Origin of the sequence: Chryseobacterium herbae, from assembly GCF_025154075.1 — a bacterium.
In the GTDB taxonomy this organism is placed as follows: Bacteria; Bacteroidota; Bacteroidia; order Flavobacteriales; family Weeksellaceae; genus Chryseobacterium; species Chryseobacterium herbae.
In genome coordinates this window covers 289,631-315,640 of the sequence record NZ_JAOAMU010000003.1, presented here as the reverse complement: position 1 = coordinate 315,640, position 26,010 = coordinate 289,631, and the positions used below count along the sequence as shown (strand labels likewise).

Here is a 26,010-nt window from a genome sequence, read left to right as displayed (position 1 = left end):
TATGGCCATTCATCAACTATATCATGTTTTCAAAGACTGGCGGAAACTATTTTTCTTTTTCGGCTGTAGTCTTACTGTGCTGATGATGGTGAATATTTATTTAGATTATTTATTAACACAGTTACAAAGCAGCTCTTTTTATTTCTCCGAATCGCTTCTTTTCAGTTCTTTCTGGCTTTTGTTTACCCCTTTGCTGTGTGTTCAGTTTTATCTGATCAAAAAAACAAAAAACCTTACACTGGGTCTGTTGATTATTAGTTCAGCTATTGTAGCTCATTTGACAATCTACCCTATCTTCATATGGTTCCTTTCAAAAATATTCTATGATCACACCTTTCCCTATGGGCAGACTTTTAGCTTTGGAATAACTGCTTACCTGATTAAAACCGTGCTTGTCTACAGTTCGTCTTTTATCATATTCACCATTTTAAAGAATAAAGTCCAGACTCATCAGCCAGCTCCTGAAGAAACGACAAAACAGAATACCATAACCTCCATGGTAGTTTCGGAAGTGAATCATAAAAAGATAGTCATAGAAGTCTGTGATATTTTTTATTTTTCTGCCAACTCTCCTTATATCAATATTCATCACCGTTCTAAAAAATATCTTCACAGTGACACCTTAAAATCATTGGAAACACAATTAAGCAGCGATCAGTTTGTTCGGATCCATAAATCTCATATTGTGAATATTCATCACATCATTTCTTACCAGTCCAGACAAAACGGGGATTATGATATTACGCTTTCAGACGACACGATCCTGAGAGTAAGCCGCAATTATGCAAAAGATTTCAAATCAAAACTGGAGAGCCTTCATCTTACCTCAAAATAAACTCGTCTTACTTCATTAAATTTGAAAATCAATGATTTAAGTGATCAATTTTGCAGAAAAGTTTAACACTATGAAAACATTGATTGTATACATTATGATGCTGATTCCTTGTTTAGGATTCATGAGCTGCAACGGACAGACCTCAGAAAAAAAGGGAAATACTAAAATGGTAGGTGGTGGTTGCGACGGCTGTGAAATTATGTACGTTGGAATGCCCAAAGAAATTCATTCCGAAGATATAAGTCCCGGCTGGAATGAAAAAGGTCAGAAATTAATCGTATCCGGAACCGTATTTCAGCAGGACGGAAAAACACCCGCCCCCAATGTTATTATCTATTACTGGCAAACGGATAACAACGGCTATTACTCACCCAGAAAAGGCATGGATAAACGGGCAGAACGTCACGGACACATCCGGGGATGGATAAAAACAGATGCAGCAGGAAAATACACCATTAAAACGATCCGTCCCGCGCCTTATCCCGGCCAGACGTTGCCAGCACATATTCATTTATCGGTAAAAGAACCCGATATTCCCAATGAATATTATACTGATGAAATCAATTTTGAGGATGACCAACTTCTTGTTCCTTATTTCAAAAAGTACCCACAGGAAAACCGTGGTGGAAGCGGCGTTGTAAAACCTTTGACGAAAGGTAATATTCAGATGGCAAAGCATAATATTATTCTTGGCCTCAACATTCCTGACTATCCTAAAAAATAATTTTCGCCCTATTTTTTTGTAATAATCTGAAAATAGTATACATTTGTATTATAATTAAATGAATATTCATTTAATTATAATTAACTGATAATAAAATAAATATGCGTAACCGGGATCTTAACAAAGAAAACAGTATAAAAGAGAAAGCTATTGAAATCATTGTAAAAGATGGATTGGATGGCTTTACGATCAATAAACTGGCGAAAGCGTGCAATATCTCTGTAGGGACGCCTTATGTGTATTATAAAGATAAAGATGATCTCATCCTGAAACTGGTTATTGAAGAAGGAAACAAAATGGAAACTGAAATCAATGAGGGATTTGATCCAAATTCTGCTTTTGAAGAAGGGATGCGCGTACAATGGACGAACAGATATAATTATGCTATCACAAATCCTTTGGTCCTTCCCTTCTTTGAACAGATCAACAATTCTCATTACAGCCATCAGTTTATTGAAATGTTTAATGAAAATCCGGGAACATTTATGAGCGAATTCAAGAACAATCTTTTACATTTTATCTCTAATTCCGTGAAGTGTGGAGAACTCGATGAATTGCCATTCGAAATTTTCTGGTCAATTGCTTTTGCCCCGCTACACAACTTATTACACTTTCATCAACAGGGAAGAAATATCAACGGGTTACCTTTTGTTTTGACAGATGAAATGGTATGGACTACCTTCGAAAAAGTCTGCAAAGCATTAAAAAAATAAAAAGTAGAATAATAAAAAAGTACAATGATATACTCATTTTTAATGATCGGCCAATCTAATATGGCAGGTCGCGGATTTCTTAATGAAGTCCCTCCTATTTATGATGAAAAGATAAAAATGTTGAGAAACGGCAAGTGGCAAATGATGGCAGAACCAATGAATTATGACCGTTCTACTTCGGGAATCAGTCTGGCTGCCAGTTTTGCTTCTTCATGGCGTTTATTCCATAATCAGAAAGATGATATTGCACTGATTCCGTGTGCGGATGGCGGTACAAGTCTGGACGATTGGTCGGTGGAAGGTCCATTGTTTCAAAATGCGGTTCTTCAGGCCAAAGCTGCACAAAAAATAAGCAGTTTGAGCGGTATTCTGTGGCATCAGGGAGAGAGTGACAGCAATGGGCAAAAACATCGGCTTTATATAGAAAAATTCGCCCTGATTATAAAAACTTTGAGAGAGGAATTGAATGCTCCGGATCTTCCGCTCATTATTGGAGGATTGGGAGATTTTTTACAGGAAGGCATGTATGGTCAGTACTTCAATGAACATCATGAAGTGAATGCAGCACTGATGCAGTTTGCAAAAGATCAGCAACACTGTTATTTTGTTTCTGCCAAAGGTTTGACGGCTAATCCCGACAACATTCATTTCAATGCTGTTTCCCAGAGAAAATTTGGGGTCAGATATTTTAAAGTCTTCCAACAAAAAACTCATATTTGGGAGGCATTACAAGATGAGGATCAGATCATAGAAACCATTCATCAAAAACCCTTGACGAAAAATGAAAAACACGAATTACTTCAGTATCAATGGGCAATGGGAACTATAAATGCGGATGAATTTCAGGCTCAGATAGCGAAACTTAGTTGATATTGGGTACGGGATACGAGGTGCGGGTTTGGGAGTTGGAGCGTTTTAGGGCTGGAGAGTTTCGGGATACGAGGTACGGGTTTTCTGATGCCTAAAATCTTCTACCATCCCTTCACTTGCGAAGCAAATTCACCATTCGCCATTCACAATCTTAAAAAGCTCAATAGTCTGACGTCTCACGTCTGACATCTGATATCTGATATCTGATATCTGATATCAAAAAAATCTTCACTCTTATTCTGAAAAAACAAAATTCAATGGGGATTTTATTTATTTTTATATCACCTAAATCAAACTAAATATTAATCATCATGAATTTAAAAACATTAATCAATCACAGTGTTCAGTACAATAATTGGGTGGTCAATAAGTACATTGACTGGCTTTCCACGAAGTCTGATGAACAGCTTAACCAGGAAGTTATTTCAAGCTTTCCGACGATCTTAACCACTTTACACCATATTTGGCAGACGCAGCAATACTGGTGGGGTTATATCGCAGAAAACGGTGATTTCGATTTTGCTGAAATTTCTGCGGCCAACACTAAGGAAGAGATATTCAACGGGATTAAAAACAATTCCCAAAAGCTGGTAGATTATGTGGAAAGTTTATCCGAAGAAGATTTAACGAAAACTGTAAAAATTGAATCTCCGTGGTTTCAGTGTGACTTTTCCAAGTATGAATATATCCAGCACGTGATTGTTCACGGAGCTTATCACAGGGGACAAATCGTAACGATGGGCCGAAACGTTGGGATTACAGATGCGCCTATGACGGATTATAATTTCTGGAATGTTTATAAAAGTTCGGAGGTAGAACAAAATTAAGACACAAAAGAGGCTTCAAACTTAACTTAGCAATCCATTAATGATCAAAAAAATACTTATCCTGTCTGCTGTCTATGCATTGCTCATTACAGGAATCACTTTAACAATGTCGCAAAAAGGGGACGGTTACCTGATTGCAATTGTTATTCTAAGCCTCATTTTCGCCTTTTTGGTGATTCGTATCGTGTATAAAAGAAATATTTCCGGGCTTAAAAAGGAAAATAATAACATAAATTACACTAATTCAGGGACTCAAAATTTAAACAAAATCTCAACCAAACCATTTCTGTTCGGACTTGAGAAGAATATTATTTCCGATCAGGAATTTTATTTTGACAATGAAAATTTTTACGCCGTTAATAGCCATCAACAGACCGCAAAATTTAATTTAAAAGATATCAATGAAATAAGTAAAACCTCCGTTCAAATTAATAACAGCCGTATCTGGCAGGTAAAAATCAACAATAACGGCGAAGAAATTGTCTTCAAATTCGCACACAACTACACCATCTGGAATAAAAATTTTCTTGAATTTTACCGGAAAATTGAAAAGCTGAATCCTTCTGCCATACAATCAAAATGGAGCATTTGGACCATGTAAAATCGATCCTCCATTATGTAAAATGAAAGTCAATCCTATTTTCTAAAAAATATCATATTATGAGTTCTAACCCTATTGAAGAAACTCCCATCTATTACCACGGCACCAAAGCAGATCTTAAAACCGGTGACCTCATCGAAATTGGTTTCAGTTCCAACTACGGTACAAAAAGAAAAGCGAAATATATTTATCTTTCGGCTACGCTGGAAGCAGCAACCTGGGGTGCAGAGCTGGCTTTCGGGGATGGGAAAGAAAGAATTTATATTGTAGAACCGACGGGACCTATTGAGGATGATCCCAACTTAACGGACAAAAAATTCCCGGGAAATCCTACAAAATCTTACCGTTCTTTACACCCGTTTAAAGTGGTTGGGGAAGTTACAGACTGGCAGGGACATTCACCGGAACAGCTGAAAACGATGAAAGACCATCTGGAAAAGCTGAAACAACAAGGTATTGAAGCTATTGAAGACTGATAATATATAACAAGAAAGATGACAGAATCCGAACTTTGGGAAAAAGAATTAACAACAATATGGGATCGGTTGCGAACCACTTCCAATGATGAATTCATTGACCAGATCAAAAAACATACGGACAAAATTTCTGCCGATGAACCGAATGGTATTGCAGATTTCGAAAGAGCCTGCGCGTACGACTCAACCGGTTTTGAAAAAAACGCGGAACCGCTTTACAGATCTGCTTTAGCTTCGGGGCTCACCGGATTAAGGAGAAGAAGAGCCCGAATTCAACTGGCAAGCACGTTGCGAAATAACGGAAAACTCCAAGAAAGCATTGAGATCTTAAGGGAAGAAAAGGAAAACTATTCCGATGAACTGGATGATGCTGTCCATGCTTTTCTCGCGCTTTCACTTTCATCGATTGATCAGGATAAAGAGGCATTGTCATTGGTTTTGGAGTCGTTATCAAAGCATTTGCCAAGGTATAATAGATCTGTGTATAATTATTCGAAGGAACTGATAAAATAAAAAACTATTGGATTCAATCCATAAAAAATAACCAATACATGTTTATACAGGAAGTATCAATAGATATCAATTCAAAAGTAAATAAAGATGAGCTTTTTCAGGAATTCAACTTACTGATGTCGTTTTATAGAGGCAATGGACAGACTCAGGGAAGGATTGAAAGTCAGTATATAAATAAAAACAAGATTGTTGCGTTGCCTTTTACGCTTGAAAAAAAATCATTGGATAAGAAAAATAATAACACTTATGTCACCAGGCAAATTGAAAAAATAGAAACATTAAGTAAATCTTCAATTTCAATTAAAACCGTTGGAAAGACCCTTGAAGATTATAAGGGAGGTTGTCAATGTAAAAAATCTGATTTTTTTATTTTGATAACCACTTACATCTCCATTGATTCTCCGATAACCTGTGGAAACTGTAATCAATCTGTTCCCTTGTATAAATTACCAAAATATCGTGATTTTGGATATATGCCGATCTTAAACTGGGAAACCAATTATCAGTCCTGTGACAGACTACAGATGAATTGTGAAGTTGGAGAACGTTGGTCGCTAAATCAAATGCAGGAACTGAACAGCCAGCTCTCAAAACAGGGAATTGAAATTTGTGAGAAACTTCAGGAACTGACAAAAATCCCAACATTTTATTTCCTCTATAACTACAGGAAGTACAAATCGGACCAATCCAATCGCCCTTGTCCAGGCTGTGGAAAAACATGGAATTTAAAAACTCCACATGATTATTTTTATGATTTTAAATGTGAAGACTGCAAAATAATATCGACTCTTTCTCCCAACTCTTAATGACAGGAACATGAATATATCTGTAAAAAATATTGCCCAAATTTTAACCGCTGTATTCCTCCTCTCCTGTGAAAGCGATAAAGAAAAACTTTCAAAAGCTGAAAAAGACTGTGCTGCACAAACCAAAATTGATGGCTTGCCTATTTCTTTCTTCGGATATTTTCCAAAAGATGCGGACAGCATTCATATTCAGATAAAAAGAGGAAATCAGATTTTTAAAAATTACGGCGACAAAATACCCGATCTTATTTCGGATTCCTTGAGGCATCAGAGAAATTATTTTCTAAACAATGAAATACTTTTAACGGATACCGTATTTATAAAAATCAAAAATGAGCCGGCTAAAAAGATTTATGGTTTTAAATATCTTGTCCGTAGTCATAATACCATGATGAATAAAGACTGGGGCTGTGATTTCTATGAACTCATTGTAGACGGCAAAATCAATCAGGGCGCAATGGTAGACTTTACCATTAAAAACTGGAAAATTATTGACAGAAAGGACTTCGGAAACTATTATCATAGAAGTCTAAAGTAGGGAAGCCTGAAGCTGGAAGAGTGAAGCTACTGAAAACCTAAAGTATAACTCCCACGTAGTTTTATTAATTTCAAGACCACTCCATTGAATTTTATGGTAAATATTAAAAATGAATCACTAATAGTAACTTCCCTCCTCCTGCTTCCAGCCCTGAACTCAGATTAAATTAATCCATACCAAAACTAACCCATTCTATTTCTTTTCGTAATTTAACACTCCGGAAAAAGTTCCGTCACACCAAAAAATCACATTATGAAAACTGCCGGCTATATCAAAATGAAGCTTTCTATTCTGCTATACTGTCTGTATTTTCTGTTCAACTCCTGTTCAGGACCGGAACCGGCATCAAAGATTACAGATATTTCTGATCTGAAAGCGGAAATCAGCATTTACCAAAAATTGACGGATGAAAATGACAACAGCATTTCTGTAGTCCTCCGTGATAAGAACGGTAAAATGTTCGGCAATGACTCTGTGAATATATGGGTGAATGGCAAAAAGGCAGAATACAAAATCGTACAAGAGTTGTATTACAACAAAAACTATCTGTACCATGCTGAAAAGATAGCCCCGGAAAATAGTCAATACGATCTTCAGATTCAATTGGCCAACGGTAAAAAATTTTTCCTGGGCAGTGTTCCTTCCCTGAAATTAAGCAGTGCAAGAAATATTATTTATGAAGAAGAAGCCTCTTTAAATAAGGATTTTTCTATTCACTGGTCTGGCCTTCAGGATGTCAATATGCTCTACTTATCTAAAAGTGTTAAAGTAGAGAACAAAGAGAAAAATAATATCGAAACGTTTATGCAACAGCCGGGAGACACCATCAAGATCGGTCCGGCAGGAGATTACACGCTAAAAAAAGAAGAATTCTTCAAACCTGGTGAAACGTTGGATATCCTTGGGTTTGAATTCACCGCTGAAAAAACCGGAACGATCAATCCTAAGCTGTTAAAAGGAAGCAGCATTAAGATCAGTGGAAACCATGACGAGCATGCAAACTTCAAATAAAAAAGTAATTTTTTTTTAAGACAGGATATTCCCGTATCGAGTATCTCAAACTTTATTTAAACATCAATTATGCAAAACACTACAATCCAGGAAGAATGGTTCTCAAAAGGGGAACGTTATGCAACAGAAATTAATGAAATGGTTGATTTCGGTGAAAAGAACGGCTGGGAAAACTGGAAAGGTGAAGAACCTGAAGACAAGAGATCAAATCTTGCGGAAAGCGTTTTTAATCTGCTTAAAACAGCCAATCAGAACGGAGATGTTGAAAATTTCAGAGCGAATTTTCCGCCGGCTCACACCCCTATCATTCCTTTACTAGAAAACAGGTCGCAGAGCATTGAGCAGCTTCATTTTATTTCCGGTGAAAAGATCGTTTTCATGACCGGAACTTCTTATGAAAAAAGACAGGCTTATCTGCTGGATCATGGTCAGGTGACTCAACTTGACGAAAATATTCAGGCCATTGGAAAATCTAAACAGAATGGTGTTTTTGCCACTGCAACTCCCGGTAAAATATCAATTTATAAAGGCTGGGAAGGAGAACTCATCAACGAATTTGAATTGAACCAAACTGCAGAATTAGGAATTACGGAACTTATCCCGTTCAATGATGGAAGCAAAGTTGTGCTGGTCACGTCATTCGGAATCTACCTGATCTCTCAAAAAGAAGAAAAACTGATCCATCCAATGAATGAAGATGACGAAGAAGACTGGACCCCGGACATTGATATGGAAAATGCCACCGTTTCTAATGACAATTCCTACATGGTGGTGGGAGACCAAAGCTATGATCACAGGATTTTAGATGCGGAAGGAAATACTTTAGGCTCGATCGGAGCACAATCCTCCTACCCGCATTTCTGTCTGTTTGCTAAAGATGACAGCCAGCTTATTACTAATTCATGCCACTTTTACAACGGGATTACCATAGGCATCAATTCCGATCAATATGAAGGTGCCGATATTGAAGCGTATACAGAAAGTGATGATTATACCATTATCGATGAGGAAATGAGAGTATATTCCGGTACAGCTACAAAAGAGTACTACATCCTGGGCGATGCTTACGGATACATTAAAGCATTTGATAAAGACGGAAATCAGTTGTGGAGATATTTCTTAGGTTCCTCGATCTCAGGAATGACCCTTTCGGATGATGAAAAAACACTTTGGGTAGCTGCGCATTCCGGGATTTTGCACCAATTAAAACTGGACAAAGGTCAAAGAGATACCCACACCATCGGAAACGGAAATCATTACGAAGAATTCAGGCTGCTGATCTGGAAAGACGAGCCACAGATCTGGAAGTGGTAAAATTTTATAACGCAAAAACGCTCTGCCTTCAGAGCGTTTTTTTATTTTTACAATAACTAAACCTAATAAATAAACATGAAAAAAGTAATTCTTGACCTGGCTGTTACTCTGGATGGATTCATCGAAGGGCCCAATGGAGAAACGGACTGGTGCATTATGGATGATGATATGAATTTTGACGGATTCCTCGACAGTATCGACACCATTTTTTACGGAAGGGTCAGTTATGATGCGTGGGGAAATTATCAGCCGGAAGACAATGCAGATGCTGAAGAAAAGAAACTCTGGGCATCTGTACATGCAAAAAACAAATATGTCTTTTCAAAACAGGTCAGAGAGGATTCCAAAGCGGTTTTTATCAACTCCGATATTGCTGAAAAAGTAGCAGAAATCAAAAAACAGGAAGGGAAAGACATCTGGCTTTACGGCGGTGCCAGTCTGATCAAAACCTTTATTCAGCTTCATCTTATCGATGTATACAGAATTTCTGTTCACCCTGTAGCTTTAGGAAGCGGAAAACCATTATTTGAAAATATGAAAGAGAGACTGGAACTAAAACTCACCGCTACCCATACCTTCCGATCCGGAGTGGTACAGCTCATCTATGTACCGAAACGCCCATAAACTAATCTTCATAAAGGCCCAATAATACCGGGATTTCAGCACACTTTGAAGATCTCTTTTTGTACATTAGCTCTTTAATCACAAACCGCCTATACAAACAGAAGAATATATTAATCATGGAAAAATACGCACAATCGTCAGACGGACAGAAAATTCATTATAAAGAAAGCGGTCAGGGAAATCCTACCTTATTATTTGTACACGGATGGCTCGGCAATGCAGAATGGTGGAACAGCCAGGAGGCCTATTTCAGGAATACCTATCACATTGTACAAATGAGTCTTGCCGGACACGGTCTATCCGATACATCCAGAAAAGAATGGTCGAGTGAGCTGTATGCGGATGATATCAAGGCAGTCGCTGATCAAATTGATTCATCAGAAATTATTCTTGTAGGACATTCGATGTCAGGAGCTTATGTTTTGGAAGCTTCTTTACAAATCCCTCAGATTAAGGCTCTTATTCTGATTGACACCATAAAAGACCTTGATGAAGCCTTTACAGATGAACAGGCTGAGCAATATCTATTTGTACACTACCGCAATGATTTTAAAAATGCGGTTGAACATATTCTTCCTCAATATCTTTTTGTGGAAAACACACCATCTGATGTACGAGAAAGGTTACTGAACGAGTTCCTTCAAAACACATCGGAAGCAGCCATTGATCTCCTCAGACCTTTGTATAAAAAAGATTTCAGGGAAATTGCTTCAAAAGTTCAGGTCCCGGTAAGAGCTATCAATTCAGATAATTCTCCTACGAACATTGAAAATAACAGAAAGTATTTAAAAGATTATAACTCCATTGAAATAGCCGGAACCGGTCATTATCCGATGCTGGAAAACCCGGAAAAGTTTAATCAATTGCTTGAACAGACGATCAAAGAACTGATTTGATTTATTCGCACTAATTCCCTATCATGCTTAATATGTCCACAAATAAAGAAGATCTTTCGCGAAAAGAAAGAACCGAGGAAATCCTCAAAAAAGAAGGGATTAAAATTAATTTCAACCTTCCCCATATAGAAACAGAAGAGGAAACGACCCTGAGAGCTTCTGAAGAAATAGCCAGAAGGCTCACTGTTCTTGCGGTCACCAATCTTATCGCTTTTGATTCCATCGAGCCGGAAGAGGCCATTGATTATCTTAAAGAATATCATCTCTGGGACTTTGTGACTCCGGACGAAAAGGATTTTCTAAATGATCCCACAGAACATAAAAAATCTCAGGAAAGCTGGAAATGTGAATGCATCTGGGTTTTATTTTGGGCCTTAAAAATCGTTGACACCCTACCCTTTCCTGATGAATTATGCGATCTGAATGATATTCCGGCAGAACATTATCCGGTGGGTGGTGACTTAGATCCCAATGATTTCATCAATGGACCGCATGAAGTCCGTTCAAAATCAGAAATCCTTGATGCGGCTGATTTGTACTACAGATATGATTGGGCCTGTGTAGATGCCCGTTTAAATAATATCGAAATGGAAACCATCGATCCGGGTATTGTGTATGAAAGACATTATGCCTTAAACTGGCTGATCACTTATATGGATCAGGATTGGGATGATGTTTCATGTGATACTTAATCTATTTCAGCTATGACTATGCAGGAAATCATTGACAAATTCAGCAGCCTTTCAGAAGGAAAACTCACCGCTCAGGAATGGCTGAGCTGGTTCAACGATCATAAAGATGATGTAGAAAAAATATGTGGAAGAACGGCCTTTCTTAAAATAAAACCTAGGGAAAGTTTCAGCGGGGTCAGAAATCTGTACATCGGACAGCTGGGCGCTTTTGACTGGCTGAAGTCTGTGAACATAAATGCTGATTTTTCCGATCTTTATAAAAAAGGCTGGGAAAGAGAATTTGATGATTTCTGTAAAGCAGAAAAACAAAAAGAAAAACAGCTTCAGAAAGACGTTGAAAGTAAATTCGGCTATTTAAAAGACAGTTATCCGAAGTTTTTCAGACAATTAACCAAATCGTACAGTGATTCTGACATCATCGAAGCCGGTGTACAGCAGGAATTTATCCAAAATAAAGAAATAGAACTTTCTATCCAACTTCCTGATGACCTTATAACATGGTACTGGAATGTATCCGTTTTACAATTAGAAGGGCTGGAAATGGATTGTAACGAATTATCTGTCGAAACTATTCAGAAAAAGCAATATCTCGTTCTGGGTGAATTCTGGCTGTATGGAGACGGAGATCAATTGCTATACAATCTGGAGAATCAAAATATTTACGTACTTGCCCACGAAAATGCACCTCCGAAAGTGATAAAAATCGCGAATTCACTGTCTGATTTAATAGAGAAGAAAATAGTCTTTTATTTAAAGGAATACGAATAAGAACAAAAAGATCAGCAAAATAAGTTCAACTAAAAAATACAATTTAGAATGTACCAATGGAATTATTTTTACGGAGCCATCATGCTGGACTCTGATTACAATGGATTTTTGGATTTCGTTCAGAATAAAATGGAGGACAAAAATTACTATTATTTTCATCCGGCCATATTTTCACAGGCTATTCAGGAATTTCCTTATTACTATGATAACATTCTTATTTCTTTTGGAAGAACAGCCAAATGGTTTCTTGAAACTGAAAATCAGCTCAATGAGTTTATACAGGAATTTGAAAATATACTGCATCATATAGATTTTCAGTACGTTCAGATAAAAGTAGGCGGAGTTTATTCTGATTACTCTTTCTTTTGGTTAAATAAGAAAAAAATCGTTAATACAACAGGAGGCAGCTTTGAGACCACCATGGAATATGTGATTGAAAACAAGATCCGTTTTTTTGAAAGTGAACATTTCTATTTTGGATTAGGTGAAATCAATCTGTCTACCGGATGGTGTGACAAAAGCTACGATGAAGATGATCTGAAATCTTTTGACCTTCAATATCCGGGATTTAAATATCCGGTTTAACCGATATTCTGTGCTATTCATTCTTCATCGATAAATACTATCAAAAATCCCTTCTCCAATTCAAAAAACTTCCCGAAATTTGCGGTCTGTGCGTTAAATATAATCAATGAAATAAAATTTTAAATCAAAACATACAGTAAAACTTAGTATAAGTTTTCTTCGGGGCAGGGTGAAAATCCCTACCGGCGGTTACAGTCCGCGACTCCTTTCTTCGGAAGGGACTGATTTGGTGAAATTCCAAAACCGACAGTTAAAGTCTGGATGGGAGAAGAAAATGAAACGGTCAGTAAGATTCCTTACGGGCTTATTGTGCCGTATTTCATTTCCATGTACCGAAGACTATTTTAACTTTTAAAAGTAAAATAACATGGAAAAATTATTAGAACAATTTGGAGCGACCTCCACAGAACGTGTAGAAAATGCACTTCTAAAACTACAACAGGGAAAAGGAATTCTTTTAGTAGATGATGAAAACCGTGAAAACGAAGGCGATATCATCTTTCCCGCATCCACCATTACAGAACAGGACATGGCACTTCTGATCCGCGAATGCAGCGGTATCGTGTGTCTTTGCATTTCGGAAGAAAAAAGCAAGCATTTAAATTTGCGTCCGATGGTGGAAACCAACAATTCAAAAAACCAGACCGCATTCACCATTTCTATCGAAGCCAAAGAAGGCGTTGAATCTGGTGTTTCAGCAAAAGATCGTGTAACAACGATCAGAACCGCCGTTGCAGAAAATGCACAGGCAGCACATATTGCAAGCCCGGGACACGTTTTCCCACTGATTGCCAAACAAGGCGGTGTTTTCGAAAGAAGAGGCCATACCGAAGGCAGTGTAGATCTTGTAAAAATGGCCAATCTTGGTGATGATGCCGTACTTTGTGAGCTGACCAATGAAGACGGTTCAATGGCAAGGCTGCCGGAAATCGTGAAGTTTGCATCCCTGAAAGAGATGAGCGTAGTCACTATTGAAGATATCCACGCGTACCGCAAAATCATGAGCAACTAGGAAGAATATATAACGCACAGAACAGCCATCCGATCATACCGGATGGCTGTTTTATTTAAATTATTCATTAAAAACAAGTTAACATAAAAACTAATATCTGTTTTTATTTATCTTAGTAAAAATTTTGACCATGAAAACATCACTACTCTTTTTGCTGGGTATTTCCGGCGCACTTTCCGCACAGATCACTCTGACCAAAGCGGCCAACGATCCTTTATCAGGCGATACTGCGAATCATTATACGGTAACGGGAACCGTCAACAATACCGCTACAGGAGCCAATGTTACCTTTTCAAACGGCAGTCTGGTACAGGGAACATCTTCTCCAACGGTCTATTCGACACCTTCTGCGGCAGAAATCACCACATTTCCGGGTTCTACCATCAAAATGGCTAGCGGGGCAACCACTATTTTTTATAAATCCTCAACTACCAAACTTGAAATCACCGGAGTAATCAATCCTGAAGCTACGCTGAACTTTTCTGTAGACAACGGTACATACATGAATTATCCTACCGCTTTTGGAGTTACTCAAACCGACAATGCCAGAGGAAATTTCACCTCATCTGTGGCTAATGGATTTTTCAGCGGGACAATGGGCACACTAGCCGATGCCCACGGAACGCTAATCATCGGCAGCAGAACTTATACGAATGTACTGAGAGTAAAATTTACACAGAATTTTAATTTATATTCTCCGTTTGATGTTGCCTTAACCAATCCGATCGGAACTTTTACCAATACCGCTTATTCTTATTATGATGGCAGTCACCGATATGCATTGCTGACGTCTACCAGCGGAAACATTTCGGTTCCTTTACTGGGTATCAATCAGTCTACGTCGAGTGCTGTGGCTCTGGGTGAGACCTTTTTAGGAACGGCAAATACTGCAAAAAAAGAAAATTTCACTGTTTATCCTAATCCGGCACAGGATTTTATCGGATTTAAAGGAAATACAGGAAATTATACAACAGCCAATATCTACAGTTTAGACGGAAAACTGATCAAAACATCAGATCTGAAATCCGGAAAAGTACAGATCTCTGAGCTTCCGACGGCTAATTATTTTATCCAGGTTTCCGGAAAAGATGCTAAGACAGAAACGGTGAAGTTTATCAAGAAATAAAACAAGATACATTACAAAAGCAAACAACCCCGTTCAGGATTCCTGAGCGGGGTTATTTTTATGAACTATTTAATCTTAAAAAGTAGCAGCCGGCGCTGTCGAGTTATTTAATTTCCTTTGTAAATCTGTCTTTTTCCCTTTTGAAAAATCATAGCTTAGTCCTAAAACAAACATGGATTTATTATTCATGATCTGCCCTACGCGGGAATAATTAACCAGACTTTCTTTTAAGCTTTTTGTTTTGTATTCGGAAGGCATTCCAATCCAGTACATTCCGGTTGAAAACGTCCATTCTTTATGTTTATAGTTGACAAATACATGATTTTGGTTTTCATTAATCACCAAAAAGGCACCACTCAGGCTGTACACGGGAATATTAAGCTGATATTCAAGGCTGAATGATTTATATTCGGAAGACAGGACAAAATTATTTCCTATATAATTATTTTTGATCAATGCTCCGCTACTGGTTCTCACGGTTTCTGAAGTTGGTGAAATGACTGCTTTCAATACCAATAATCTGTTTCCAAAAGGTTTATAAGAACCCGTTAACTGAGCTCCATATTGTTTAGAGTTCTGAGCATTTTCATATGTTAATGCATAACCGCCTAACGCAGCATCCATCACGTAAAACTGATTGATCGCGCGATTGGTATAATTGTAAAAAAGATTCGCATTAAAATCAAAATATTTATTGTTGAATGAATACGTTAAATTATTCCCCCATGTCTGTTGCGAGGTAAGAAAAGGATTTCCCCGCTGTACAATATTGGGAGCCTGCTGAACAACATTACTACTCAAAGCAGCACTAACCGGACTTTTGGGTTTATAGCTGCTTGAAAAACGGAGAGTTTGGTTGCTTTTCAGTTGATAACCCAAAATAATCTTTGGAACGAAAGACCATTCATCAAAAGTATTTTCTGCACTCTTATTGTGAATATTAATCAGTCCGGCGCCTATCCGGTAATTAAATTTCTTTACTTTTCCGGCAAATTCAGAATAGAGATACTGTTCAAGATAATTGACACTATACTCTGAAAAGCCCGATAAATTCGAGAGATCATTAGAAATAGAAGTATTGGAAACACGGTATCCTGATGAAAACTTGCCGGTTTCAAAATCATGGGTATAAGCCAGTTCTCCTACAAATCCGGTTTGTTTCGCTTTCAGATTCATATCATTATCAAAAACGGATTGACCCGAAGAAATGATCCATTCTTTGGCAAATTCAGAAGTATTGGTTGTAAAACGATTGGCCACAACATTTAAACTCAACTCATCTTTCTTACTGATATTCTTTGAAAAATATACATCCAGTGTAGGCGTTACATAATCTGATCCCCCATTTTTTAACATCTGATGCTCTTCAGAAAAGGCATCTTTGGTGAAAATACTTTGCCCGCTTCCTTTGAAGAAACTGCTGAGAATATCCATATTCAATTTCGCCTGAAAAGCATAATTGTCCGGAACCACACGTGTATAACGCAAAGCTAGATTTTGAAAAGTATATCCAAAATGATCTTTCCTCTCCTCATCCGAACGATAATGCTCTCCTCCTAACTGATAATCATAAATACTATGAACCCTCCTGTCATCATAATCTCTGAGATTGATAGAATATTCTAAACCGAAATCATTTTTCCCTTTTGTATAATTGGCATAGGCCGATCCGTTTATAAATCCGGTGGTCAGACCACTGCTCAGATCCGCACCAAAAACATATCCTGTTTCAGCGGAACGGGTTAACAGGTTGATAACAGTATCTGCTCTGGAAGCCCATCTTGCAGGCGGAATATCATAATACTCCACTTTGATCACTTCGCTTGGCTGTACACTTCGGATTTGCATATCTGTAGCTTCAATACCATTGATCAGAAATAATGTAGTTCCTCCTTTGATACTTTTAAGCGTATTGGAAACAGGATCAAGCTGCAGTTCCGGTAAGGTCTTTAACAAATCTTTTGCATAACGTGCTTTTTCCAGAGCTTCTTTATCAAAAGTATAAACTGCCTTATCCGCGAATTGTTTTTTACGCTGTGCTTTCAGAATGACTTCCTGGATTTCTTTGGTGTCAGACTGGCTGATCGTATCTTTTTTTACATTCTCCTGCGAAAACACCAAGGTTCCGGAAAGAAACAGTAAAGAACATATCACTTTTTTCATATCAGAAATAGAATTAGAATGTTTAAATAAGACAGCTGATATTCAATAATTATTACATACCTGACGATGCTATCAATTATTCTTATTATATTCCCATCGAATAACACAAACAACAATCATATCTTTATTTTTAAGTTAAATATCAAACCATATTTAAATTTTGGTAAATTTTTGCCCGTTTTTTGCTGATACCTTTCTACACCCACAAAATATAACCTCATGAAAAAGCTTCTCATCTTAATTCCCTGTTTCCTGCTTTCCGAAGTAGATGCACAGGAAGTTCAGGCTGTTCCCTCGGAAAAACTGAATATCATTAAGACCAACGTTACAGCGTACGCATTCAGAAATATCAACCTGTCTTACGAAAGAGCAATCACACAGTGGTTCTCTCTCAATATAGGTTTCGGAACAATGACACAGGGGAAAGTTCCCTTCATTAATGCTTTTTTGAAAGATGAAGATGAGAAAAGATTTCAGAATTTGAGGGTAAAAGCTACCAATTTCACCATCGAACCCAGATTCTACATCGGGAAAGGCTATGGAAAAGGATTCTATTTTGCCCCTTATTACCGGTATTCCGATGTCACATCCAACAGTTTTGATTTCTATTATGATTATGACGCTATTGACGGAAATACCTACCAGATCCCATTGAAAGGTCAGGGAAGCACAAGCGGAAACAGCGGCGGACTGATGGTTGGTGTACAATTTTTCTTAACCCGAAGCCAAAATCTGGTCCTTGATTTCTGGATTGCGGGAGCTCATTACGGAACGGGAAAAGGAGACTTCACGATGACCAGCGATTATGTCCTGACTCCGGAAATGCAGGCTCAGCTTAAAAAAGAAATTGAAAACCTGGATATTCCGTTTGTAGATTACACCGTAGAGACAAATGCCAATGGCGCTAAAGTAAAAGTGGACGGGCCGTGGGCTGGTTTCAGAAGCGGGCTCTCGATTGGATACAGGTTTTAAACCCATAATTAAAAATACCGTTCTTGATTTTCTGAACGGTTTTTTTATATCTTTAAACCGGATAACCGTTTATCCTGTTTAATACTTTCGCATGAAAATTCTCATCATAGAAGACCATAAAGATCTTGCGTCCAATATCACAGACTATCTTAAAAAAGAAGATTACGTCTGTGAAGTCGCTTCTGATGCGAAAGAAGCTATCGATAAAATAGAACTTTTTGAGTACGACTGCATTCTTCTGGACCTCATGCTTCCCGATGGAAACGGGCTGGATATTCTGAAACATATTAAAAACTATGCTCCCGGGGCCAGTGTCATTATTGTTTCTGCGAAAAATTCTTTAGACACCAAACTGACCGGACTGGATGACGGCGCCGATGACTATATCACCAAACCATTTTCACTACCCGAACTTCACTCCAGGATAAAAGCGGTGCTCAGAAGAAAAACACCGGAAGCCAACCGCATTCTAAGCTTCAATGAAATTAAGATTGATCTGGAATCTAAGGAATGCAGAATCAATGACCAACTGGTCAATCTTACAAAAAAGGAACTGAACCTGCTGATCTATTTCATCAACAACCAGAACAGAATGCTTTCTAAACAGGCTATAGCCAGTCATCTTTGGGGTGATTATACGTACAGCATTGACAATGTAGACTTTGTTTATCAGCATTTAAAAAACCTACGGAAGAAAGTGATTGATGCCGGTGGAAAGGATTATCTGCAAACTGTTTACGGATTGGGTTATAAATGGATTGATAAATGAATTTGAGCTTCCGTTTTGCCAGAGCATTTACCATATTGGTATTTTTCGTACTGATCACCGGTTTTGCGATTCTTTATTTTGCTTTTGAAAGAGCAACGATGCGTTCTGCTATTCTCAAACTTGAGGATTTAAACACTTATGTAGCCCGTAGATTGGAACAGGATCCTGCATATGACTATTTGAAATTCCATCACGGGCAGATTCAGGTGAAAATTCTTCCTGTAGATTCTAAAAATTTCAAGGAAAAAATCATTGAAGAGAAATACATCTGGAATAAAAGCATCCAGTCCCACATGAACAGAATTACGGTGACTACCTATCCTTTAATTAAGCAGAAAAGATACGCCATTACCAGTGTAAGATACATTACGATCATCGAGAATAATTTTCTGATGAGCATCATCATGGTTATTGCATGGATCATGGTTTTCCTGATCATTCTTACTATTATTGTGAGTATTCTGGTATCCAAAAAAATCCTTGACCCTTTTTATCATGCGATAGATGAAATCAAGAAATTCAGTCTGAGAGACAACCGCTCCATGGAGCTGATGAAAACGGAAACCGACGAATTCAAATCATTAAACAGGTTTTTGTTAAAAATGACAGAAAGCTCTAAAAAAGACTATCATCTACTGGAAGAACTTTCGGAAAATACGTCTCATGAATTGCAAACCCCACTAGCTTCCATCAAAGGGAAAATAGAACTACTGATGGACAGTGAGCTTTCGGAAAACCAACTGATCACACTTTCTTCTATGAATGATGAGCTGGACAGGCTTTCATCAATTAATCAATCTCTTATTCTTCTCGCCAAACTTGAGCATTTTGAAAAAAATGATTCCCAGCTTATCAATTTTTCGGAACTGCTAGAGGAAAGACTTCTCTATTTTGAAGACATTTTTGAAATACAGAATCTTACGGTAACGAAAGATATCCAACAGGAAGTTTATCTTAATTTTGATCAGAATCTTGCTACGATCGTCATCAACAACCTCATCAATAATTCCAAAAGACATAATATAGAAAACGGAGAAATAGCGGTAACGCTTACGGAAAGCTATTTGCAGATCTCCAATACGGGAAATCCTCCTACTGTTCCTACTGAAGAATTATTCCAGAGATTCAGGCGCGGAAACCCCAATCAGAATTCTATCGGGATCGGTTTGGCACTCGTGAAGAAAATTTTGGAGATTTATGACACTGAAATATTCTATCAATTTGAAAACAATCTTCATATTACAAGAATCAATTTCGTAAAATAAAATACTGAATTTCAAAAACATAACATCAAATGATTCAATTTTGTGAAAACTTCAGAATTTCTTCAGAATGTATGTATTGTTTAGGTGCAAATAAAAGCGCCAATGAAAAAACTACTTCTCATTTTCAGTTTTACGGTTATGCAATGTACATATGGCCAGGATACGGTGAGTATTAAGAAAAGTCCTGAAGAGGCTTCTTCTGAGAAAAATCCTTTAGATGTGGGAGAACTTAAAATTAACCTGAATGCTAAAGGTGACAAATGGCTGAAATTCGGTATTTCCAGTCAGATCTGGCTCCGCAGTATTGATAACAATCCCGGAACACTGGTGAACGGAGTTCCTCAGGAACAAACCTACGATGCAAGTATCAGGAGAATGAGGCTGATTATTCAAAGCCAGGTCACTCCTTTTTATTCTGTTTTTTTACAGATGGGAATTAATAATCAGAGTTTTATTTCAGGTGGTGGAACCGGTACCGGAAACAATGGAGCCGGAAAAAAAGCACCTTTCTTTTTTCATGATGCTTATAATGAATTCGCGATTATTCCAAGAAATGATTTCCAGACAGGAAAACCGAACAAAAACAATCTATACTTGGGCGCAGGACTCCACTCATGGAATGGGGTAAGTAGACTGACCAATGCCAGCACCACCAAAATGCTTGCTGGTGATATTCCCGTTTTCAATTTTCCAATGATAGAAATAGCCGATCAGTTTTCGAGACAGCTGGGAATTTTTGTCCATGGGGAACTGGATAGAATTAATTACCGTTTCAGTGTTAACAAACCTTTTGCGACCAGTTTGAAACCAGCCATCGGAGGTGCGGCTGTAGATAATAACCAAAGTGGAAAGCTGTCTTACTCCGGATATGCATTCTACCAGTTTTTTAACAAAGAAACGACGGTGACTTCTTTCCTTCCGGGAAATAATTTAGCTACAAAAAAAGTCTTGAATCTTGGAGCCGGTTTTTACACCAATAAAGAAGCAACGCAATCTCAACCTTCTGAAAATGTTTTCGAATCTCATGATGTCAATATTTTAGGTGCAGATGTTTATACGGAGCTTCCGGTAGGAGATAAAAGCAAGGAAATGGGATTAACACTCTATTCTGTTTTTTACAATTATAATTACGGTCCCAATTATTTAAGAGTAAGTGGTCTTTTGAATCCAGGAACTCCCAACGCAGATTTTATGGGACAAAAAGCATTGGAAGGTGCCGGAAACAACAGGGTTTTGATGGGAACAGGAAATATCTGGTTTTCGCAGATGGGTTTTGTGCTTCCGAAATTCAGTAAAATCCTGAAGGTTCAGCCATTTTTCAATTATGCCTTGAAAGACATGAAGGCGCTTAATCAAAGTGGAAGCTATTATGACATTGGAGCCAATTTTTATCTCTATGGTCAAAACGCAAGAATCGTTGCTCAATACAGCAGCAGACCGCTCTATGACATCACATCCAAAACAATTTTTGATAGAAAAGGTGAATTTTTGCTGTCTTTTCAGATCGTACTTTAAAAAATTTAATATCTTACTCATATGAATACTACTCAAATTACAACTGCTCAAAGGATCAAAGCCATTGTGGGCGGTTCCGTAGGAAACCTGGTCGAATGGTACGACTGGTATGCTTACGCTGCTTTTGCGATTTATTTTTCCAACTCCTTTTTCCCGGATTCCGACCTGAATGCACAACTGATGAATACGGCAGGAATCTTTGCTGTGGGCTTCCTGATGCGTCCTATCGGAGGCTGGATATTCGGAAGTATTGCGGATAAGATCGGGAGAAAAAAAGCAATGACACTTTCTGTTTTACTGATGTCTTTCGGTTCGCTCCTTATTGCACTTACTCCGACTTATAAGACTATAGGAATTTTAGCTCCTGCCTTATTATTAATTGCCAGACTATTGCAAGGCTTAAGTGTAGGCGGAGAATATGGTGTTTCTGCAACCTATCTCAGTGAAATGGCATCGGAAAACCGAAGAGGGTTTTATTCAAGCTTTCAGTATGTAACACTTATAGGCGGGCAGCTGATCGCATTGGGCATTCAATTGATTTTGCAAAAACTGCTTTTGACGGAAACTCAGCTTGAAGAATGGGGCTGGAGAATTCCATTCGTCATCGGAGCTTTGCTTTCTGTGATTGCTTTGTATTTAAGAGCCAATCTTCACGAAACGGAGGCTTTTGAAAATAAAAAAGAGGTTAACGATAAGAAAAAAGGAACGGTCACAGAGCTTCTGAAACATCCTAAAGCCTTACTTACGGTAATTGGACTGACGTTAGGAGGAACTCTGGCCTTTTACACCTACACAACCTATATGCAGAAATTTTTGGTGAATACCGTTCATCTTACCAAAGAACAATCTACCCTGATCTCATTTATTTCACTATTTATATTTGCGTGCCTGCAGCCTGTATTTGGAGCATTATCAGACAAAATCGGAAGAAGACCGTTGCTTTTAGGTTTTGGAATCCTTGGAACATTATTTACGGTTCCCCTTCTGACGGCTTTGAGCACAACCACATCGATGTGGACAGCATTTTTCCTGATTATGGCAGCCCTGATTATTGTCAGTGGCTACACTTCCATCAATGCTGTTGTCAAAGCGGAACTCTTTCCTTCTGAGATCAGAGCGCTTGGAGTAGGTCTTCCATATGCCCTTACAGTGGCTATTTTCGGAGGAACAGCAGAATATGTAGCCCTTTGGTTCAAGCAGGCGGGAACAGAACAGTATTTCTACTGGTATATCACCGGATGTATTTTATTCTCTCTGATCGTATATGCCGGAATGAAGGATACAAAAGAAAATTCCTCACTTGATAAAGATTAACATCAACAGCTATAAAAGCCGGGCGCCGCAGATTCTCTGCGGCGCCCATTTTATTTTTAGTGGTAAGCCTTTTTAAATTTCTCCACCATACTGTCCAGGTTATGACGCTGAACATACACGCTTTTTATATCCTGATATCTCGGTGACTTGTAAAAAACCTCGTGGAAATCCATGCTTCCGTTTCCTACTTTCACTACTTTCTGTACATCGATATTCAGTTTTTTTAGCTCGTCTTTAAAGACTTTAAATTCATCTTGTATATTGCTCATTTATATTTTTGGATTTTAGTTAAAAATTTCAACTTTACACTTCATACCCTTCGATAAGCTGGGGCATCTTCTTAATTAGTAATAAAATTAGTGAATTTTCCAATATAATCATCAGGTAAATACTATTTTTTTACTCAATTTGACGATTTTATACGGATTTTACATTTTTTCAGAATTATAAAATAATTTTAAAGCTCAGAAATTTAATAGAAAATATCTTTAAAAAGCCTATTAAATCAGGAAAAACCATTAAAAAAATAAATCTTTTTATGAATAATATAAAGCAGCTGTAACGTGCTATTTTACACCACTATTATCTGAAAATTTATCGTTAAATCTGCTGAAATAGAGCGAAGAGACCCGATTTTTAGTACATTATGGTTTATATCGAAGGTTTTCAGGAAGGAGAAAGATGATTGATCAATGTTTTTACTATTTGAAAATTAACTTGTTGGAGGATCACAATGGCGTAAGGATTAATAAAATATGGGTATTTTAAGACGCAAGAAAATCGAGATTTTCAGCAAAGATGATGATGAGATTGCTTCGTTCCTCGCAATGACAGAGGGTTGATAACTGTTTTAGAATAATAAAAAACTTTGCACCGCTGCCTTTTTACCAACATTCAGAAAATAATTTAAAACATTTTGTAACATTTTATAAAAGTCTGTCTCTAAAAGACATATTCACCTTAAAATTTTATAATCATGAAAAAATACAGAATCTTCTTTATCCTGATGTTAGTTTTTGCAGCAGCATGCAATATATTCGGACAGACAAAAACGTATCCTTTTGAAATCAAAAAAACTGGACACGGCAAACAGACCATTATTTTTATTCCAGGATTTGCTTCTTCGGGAGACGTTTGGAACGAAACAGTAACTCAATTTGACAGTCAATTTTCCTGCTATGTTTTAACGATGAAAGGATTTGCGGGAGTACCACCATTGGCAGATGCCAGTTTTAAGGACTGGGAAAAAGAAATTGCAGCTTATATCAAGGATCAGAAAATTGACAAGCCTGTCATCATTGGACACAGTATGGGAGGCGGTCTGGCTATGGCATTGGCTGCAGATTATCCGGAGCTTATTGCAAAAATAGTGGTTGTAGATACACTTCCGTGTCTGGCAGCATTATCGAATCCGAATTTTACCTCTAAAGAAAATAACGACTGTACCTCAACAATCAATACATTAAAAGCGATGAATGATGAACAGTTTAAACAAATGCAAACCGGCACTATTCCACATCTTGTAGCCGATCCAGCTATGCAGAAAACAGTGATTGACTGGAGCATGAAATCCGACCGGACCACTTTTGCAAAGATGTACTGTGATTTCTCCAATACAGATTTACGTGAAAAAATAAAAACGATTCAATGTCCTTCGCTTATCCTTCTGGAATCTTATTTTGTTAATTTTAAACCGGCTATTGAAAACCAATATAAAAATTTAAAAAATACAGATATGAGATATGCTTTAAAAGGGCTTCATTTTATCATGTATGACGACAAAGAATGGTATTTTGCACAGTTGAATAACTTTTTATCCTCCAAATAATGGTATTTGAAGATATATATGAACTGTACTGGCAGAAGATATTCCGTTTATGCATGGGATATGTCAACAATTCTGACCTGGCACAGGATCTCGCTCAGGAAACCTTCATTATTGTCTGGCGGCAGCTTCCGAAATTCAGGAATGAATCCAGCATTGGAACGTGGATCTTCAGAATTGCTTCGAATAACTGTTTAAAACAGATTGAAAAGGAGAAAAGATTTACTAAAGCGGAACTTCCCATTCATCTCGAAGAAAAAAAACAGGAATCTATGGAACCGCAGATCCAGTTGCTGTATCAGTTTATTTCGGAATTGCCTGAAACGGACAGGATCATTATCTCACTGGAACTGGAAGAAATAAGGCAGGCGGAAATCGCTGGTATCGTGGGACTTTCGGAACCTAACATAAGGGTAAGGATTCACAGGATAAAAGAAAAATTAACAAAAAGATTCAAAGAAAATGGCTACTAATATAGATTTTAAAAACCTCTGGAAGCAGCAGACTGCTGAGAAACCTAGTATAGAAGAACTGCTTGGAAGGCTTAAGAAATTTAAAAATGAGAACTTAAGAAAACTATTGATTACCAATGTTTTGCTGATCCTCACCAGCCTATTCATAGGATTTATCTGGTATTATTATCAGCCTCAGCTTATCTCAACCAAAATCGGAATTGTACTGGTTATTCTGGCCATGGTTATTTTCCTGTTTGCTTACAATAAACTGTTCAGTCCTATTTATAAACTCGACAGTACACAAACAAATGCTGAATATCTGCAGAGTCTGTATTCACTTAAGAGTAAGCAGAAATTTATGCAAACCACTATGCTGAACTTGTATTTCATCATGCTGTTCGCAGGAATCAGTCTGTATATGTATGAATACGCTTCAAGAATGGAGATGATTTATGCAGTTTTAACGTATGGGCTCACTTTTTTATGGATCGCCTTCAACTGGTTTTATCTTAGACCCAAAACCATAAAGAAACAGCAGGAAAAATTGAATGGACTGATTAATAAATTTGAAGAAATCAATGAACAATTGAAAGAATAATCAACAAAAAATACAAAGTTTTTTTGTTGAAAGCTACTTAATGTAATAAATTATACAATATTCATATAATTAAATATTACATTCATTTTTTAACAATAATTACATTAAAATAAAACTTTTATTTCATTATTAAATAGATTTTATTTCATATATCAATATTTTAATTTCTTTTTAATTATTTTTAATAACCAGAAAAATACCAA

29 protein-coding genes and 1 riboswitch are annotated in these 26,010 nt (G+C 37.4%); of the genes, 27 read left to right on the top strand and 2 right to left on the bottom strand.

All coding sequences use genetic code 11. The features are described from left to right. Position 1 precedes the first annotated feature (1 nt). The 19 genes from N0B48_RS11455 (at position 2) to N0B48_RS11365 (ending at position 14,931) form a co-directional block, all read left to right on the top strand. A complete protein-coding gene (locus tag N0B48_RS11455) occupies positions 2-835 on the top strand; it encodes a LytR/AlgR family response regulator transcription factor (RefSeq protein ID WP_259838926.1) in 834 nt (277 codons plus the stop codon). Between the two features lie 70 nt (positions 836-905). Continuing rightward, positions 906-1,559: a dioxygenase family protein gene (locus N0B48_RS11450; protein WP_259838925.1), complete on the top strand. Its 654-nt coding sequence runs from the start codon at positions 906-908 to the stop codon at positions 1,557-1,559. 101 nt (positions 1,560-1,660) lie between these two features. Next, positions 1,661-2,272 carry a TetR/AcrR family transcriptional regulator gene (locus tag N0B48_RS11445; protein ID WP_259838924.1) on the top strand — a complete coding sequence of 204 codons (612 nt, stop codon included), beginning with the start codon at positions 1,661-1,663 and terminating at the stop codon, positions 2,270-2,272. A gap of 24 nt (positions 2,273-2,296) precedes the next feature. Then, on the top strand, positions 2,297-3,142 hold the full coding sequence (locus N0B48_RS11440; RefSeq protein WP_259838923.1) for a sialate O-acetylesterase: 846 nt from the start codon (positions 2,297-2,299) through the stop codon (positions 3,140-3,142). A 311-nt stretch (positions 3,143-3,453) separates the two neighbouring features. After that, the gene (locus N0B48_RS11435; protein ID WP_259838922.1) at positions 3,454-3,969 is read left to right on the top strand and encodes a DinB family protein; all 516 of its coding nucleotides are present in this window, start codon (positions 3,454-3,456) and stop codon (positions 3,967-3,969) included. Positions 3,970-4,009: 40 nt separating this feature from the next. Next, entirely contained in the window at positions 4,010-4,570 is a 561-nt protein-coding gene (locus N0B48_RS11430; RefSeq protein WP_259838921.1) for a hypothetical protein, read from the top strand. A 59-nt stretch (positions 4,571-4,629) separates the two neighbouring features. Beyond that, positions 4,630-5,046 carry an NAD(+)--rifampin ADP-ribosyltransferase gene (arr, locus tag N0B48_RS11425; RefSeq protein WP_259838920.1) on the top strand — a complete coding sequence of 139 codons (417 nt, stop codon included), beginning with the start codon at positions 4,630-4,632 and terminating at the stop codon, positions 5,044-5,046. A gap of 18 nt (positions 5,047-5,064) precedes the next feature. After that, complete coding sequence (locus tag N0B48_RS11420) at positions 5,065-5,559, top strand: tetratricopeptide repeat protein (protein ID WP_259838919.1); 495 nt, start codon at positions 5,065-5,067, stop codon at positions 5,557-5,559. 38 nt (positions 5,560-5,597) lie between these two features. Continuing rightward, positions 5,598-6,365 carry a DUF2310 family Zn-ribbon-containing protein gene (locus N0B48_RS11415; protein WP_259838918.1) on the top strand — a complete coding sequence of 256 codons (768 nt, stop codon included), beginning with the start codon at positions 5,598-5,600 and terminating at the stop codon, positions 6,363-6,365. 10 nt (positions 6,366-6,375) lie between these two features. Further along, positions 6,376-6,903, top strand: coding sequence for a hypothetical protein (locus N0B48_RS11410; RefSeq protein WP_259838917.1), 528 nt, complete (start codon positions 6,376-6,378; stop codon positions 6,901-6,903). 252 nt (positions 6,904-7,155) lie between these two features. After that, complete coding sequence (locus N0B48_RS11405; RefSeq protein WP_259838916.1) at positions 7,156-7,914, top strand: hypothetical protein; 759 nt, start codon at positions 7,156-7,158, stop codon at positions 7,912-7,914. Between the two features lie 69 nt (positions 7,915-7,983). Then, complete coding sequence (locus N0B48_RS11400; protein ID WP_259838915.1) at positions 7,984-9,228, top strand: hypothetical protein; 1,245 nt, start codon at positions 7,984-7,986, stop codon at positions 9,226-9,228. A gap of 75 nt (positions 9,229-9,303) precedes the next feature. After that, positions 9,304-9,852, top strand: coding sequence for a dihydrofolate reductase family protein (locus tag N0B48_RS11395; protein WP_259838914.1), 549 nt, complete (start codon positions 9,304-9,306; stop codon positions 9,850-9,852). Positions 9,853-9,968: 116 nt separating this feature from the next. Then, positions 9,969-10,748 (top strand): alpha/beta fold hydrolase, encoded by a 780-nt coding sequence (locus N0B48_RS11390; protein WP_259838913.1) that lies wholly within the window; start codon positions 9,969-9,971, stop codon positions 10,746-10,748. A gap of 32 nt (positions 10,749-10,780) precedes the next feature. Then, on the top strand, positions 10,781-11,440 hold the full coding sequence (locus tag N0B48_RS11385) for a DUF4272 domain-containing protein (protein WP_259838912.1): 660 nt from the start codon (positions 10,781-10,783) through the stop codon (positions 11,438-11,440). Positions 11,441-11,458: 18 nt separating this feature from the next. Then, entirely contained in the window at positions 11,459-12,208 is a 750-nt protein-coding gene (locus tag N0B48_RS11380; RefSeq protein WP_259838911.1) for a hypothetical protein, read from the top strand. 48 nt (positions 12,209-12,256) lie between these two features. Further along, positions 12,257-12,793 (top strand): hypothetical protein, encoded by a 537-nt coding sequence (locus N0B48_RS11375; protein ID WP_259838910.1) that lies wholly within the window; start codon positions 12,257-12,259, stop codon positions 12,791-12,793. 151 nt (positions 12,794-12,944) lie between these two features. Beyond that, positions 12,945-13,070, top strand: a riboswitch (FMN riboswitch). Between the two features lie 90 nt (positions 13,071-13,160). After that, the gene (gene ribB / locus N0B48_RS11370; RefSeq protein WP_259838909.1) at positions 13,161-13,805 is read left to right on the top strand and encodes a 3,4-dihydroxy-2-butanone-4-phosphate synthase; all 645 of its coding nucleotides are present in this window, start codon (positions 13,161-13,163) and stop codon (positions 13,803-13,805) included. A 130-nt stretch (positions 13,806-13,935) separates the two neighbouring features. Beyond that, complete coding sequence (locus N0B48_RS11365) at positions 13,936-14,931, top strand: T9SS type A sorting domain-containing protein (protein ID WP_259838908.1); 996 nt, start codon at positions 13,936-13,938, stop codon at positions 14,929-14,931. Between the two features lie 75 nt (positions 14,932-15,006). Here N0B48_RS11365 and N0B48_RS11360 read toward each other — a convergent pair whose 3' ends face one another. Then, the gene (locus N0B48_RS11360) at positions 15,007-17,094 is read right to left on the bottom strand and encodes a TonB-dependent receptor plug domain-containing protein (RefSeq protein ID WP_259838907.1); all 2,088 of its coding nucleotides are present in this window, start codon (positions 17,092-17,094) and stop codon (positions 15,007-15,009) included. A 219-nt stretch (positions 17,095-17,313) separates the two neighbouring features. Between N0B48_RS11360 and N0B48_RS11355 the strand changes: the two genes are divergently transcribed. The 5 genes from N0B48_RS11355 (at position 17,314) to N0B48_RS11335 (ending at position 22,929) form a co-directional block, all read left to right on the top strand. Next, a complete protein-coding gene (locus tag N0B48_RS11355; protein WP_259838906.1) occupies positions 17,314-18,066 on the top strand; it encodes a DUF3575 domain-containing protein in 753 nt (250 codons plus the stop codon). 91 nt (positions 18,067-18,157) lie between these two features. Further along, a complete protein-coding gene (locus N0B48_RS11350) occupies positions 18,158-18,835 on the top strand; it encodes a response regulator transcription factor (protein ID WP_034723455.1) in 678 nt (225 codons plus the stop codon). Further along, positions 18,832-20,100, top strand: coding sequence for a sensor histidine kinase (locus tag N0B48_RS11345; RefSeq protein WP_259838905.1), 1,269 nt, complete (start codon positions 18,832-18,834; stop codon positions 20,098-20,100). The genes N0B48_RS11350 and N0B48_RS11345 overlap by 4 nt, the downstream gene beginning before the upstream one ends. A gap of 102 nt (positions 20,101-20,202) precedes the next feature. Beyond that, positions 20,203-21,615, top strand: a complete 1,413-nt coding sequence (locus N0B48_RS11340) for a porin (RefSeq protein WP_259838904.1) — start codon at positions 20,203-20,205, stop codon at positions 21,613-21,615. A gap of 21 nt (positions 21,616-21,636) precedes the next feature. Continuing rightward, positions 21,637-22,929, top strand: coding sequence for an MFS transporter (locus tag N0B48_RS11335; RefSeq protein WP_259838903.1), 1,293 nt, complete (start codon positions 21,637-21,639; stop codon positions 22,927-22,929). Positions 22,930-22,985: 56 nt separating this feature from the next. Here N0B48_RS11335 and N0B48_RS11330 read toward each other — a convergent pair whose 3' ends face one another. Further along, a complete protein-coding gene (locus N0B48_RS11330) occupies positions 22,986-23,198 on the bottom strand; it encodes a hypothetical protein (RefSeq protein ID WP_034723449.1) in 213 nt (70 codons plus the stop codon). Positions 23,199-23,905: 707 nt separating this feature from the next. On the opposite strand from N0B48_RS11330, the gene N0B48_RS11325 reads away from it, so the two are divergent. The 3 genes from N0B48_RS11325 to N0B48_RS11315 are packed head-to-tail and all read left to right on the top strand — an operon-like array spanning position 23,906 to position 25,807. Then, positions 23,906-24,757 (top strand): alpha/beta fold hydrolase, encoded by an 852-nt coding sequence (locus tag N0B48_RS11325; protein ID WP_259838902.1) that lies wholly within the window; start codon positions 23,906-23,908, stop codon positions 24,755-24,757. After that, on the top strand, positions 24,757-25,227 hold the full coding sequence (locus N0B48_RS11320; RefSeq protein ID WP_259838901.1) for an RNA polymerase sigma factor: 471 nt from the start codon (positions 24,757-24,759) through the stop codon (positions 25,225-25,227). The genes N0B48_RS11325 and N0B48_RS11320 overlap by 1 nt, the downstream gene beginning before the upstream one ends. Beyond that, entirely contained in the window at positions 25,217-25,807 is a 591-nt protein-coding gene (locus N0B48_RS11315; RefSeq protein ID WP_259838900.1) for a hypothetical protein, read from the top strand. Before N0B48_RS11320 ends, N0B48_RS11315 begins: the two co-directional genes overlap by 11 nt. Positions 25,808-26,010 lie beyond the last annotated feature (203 nt).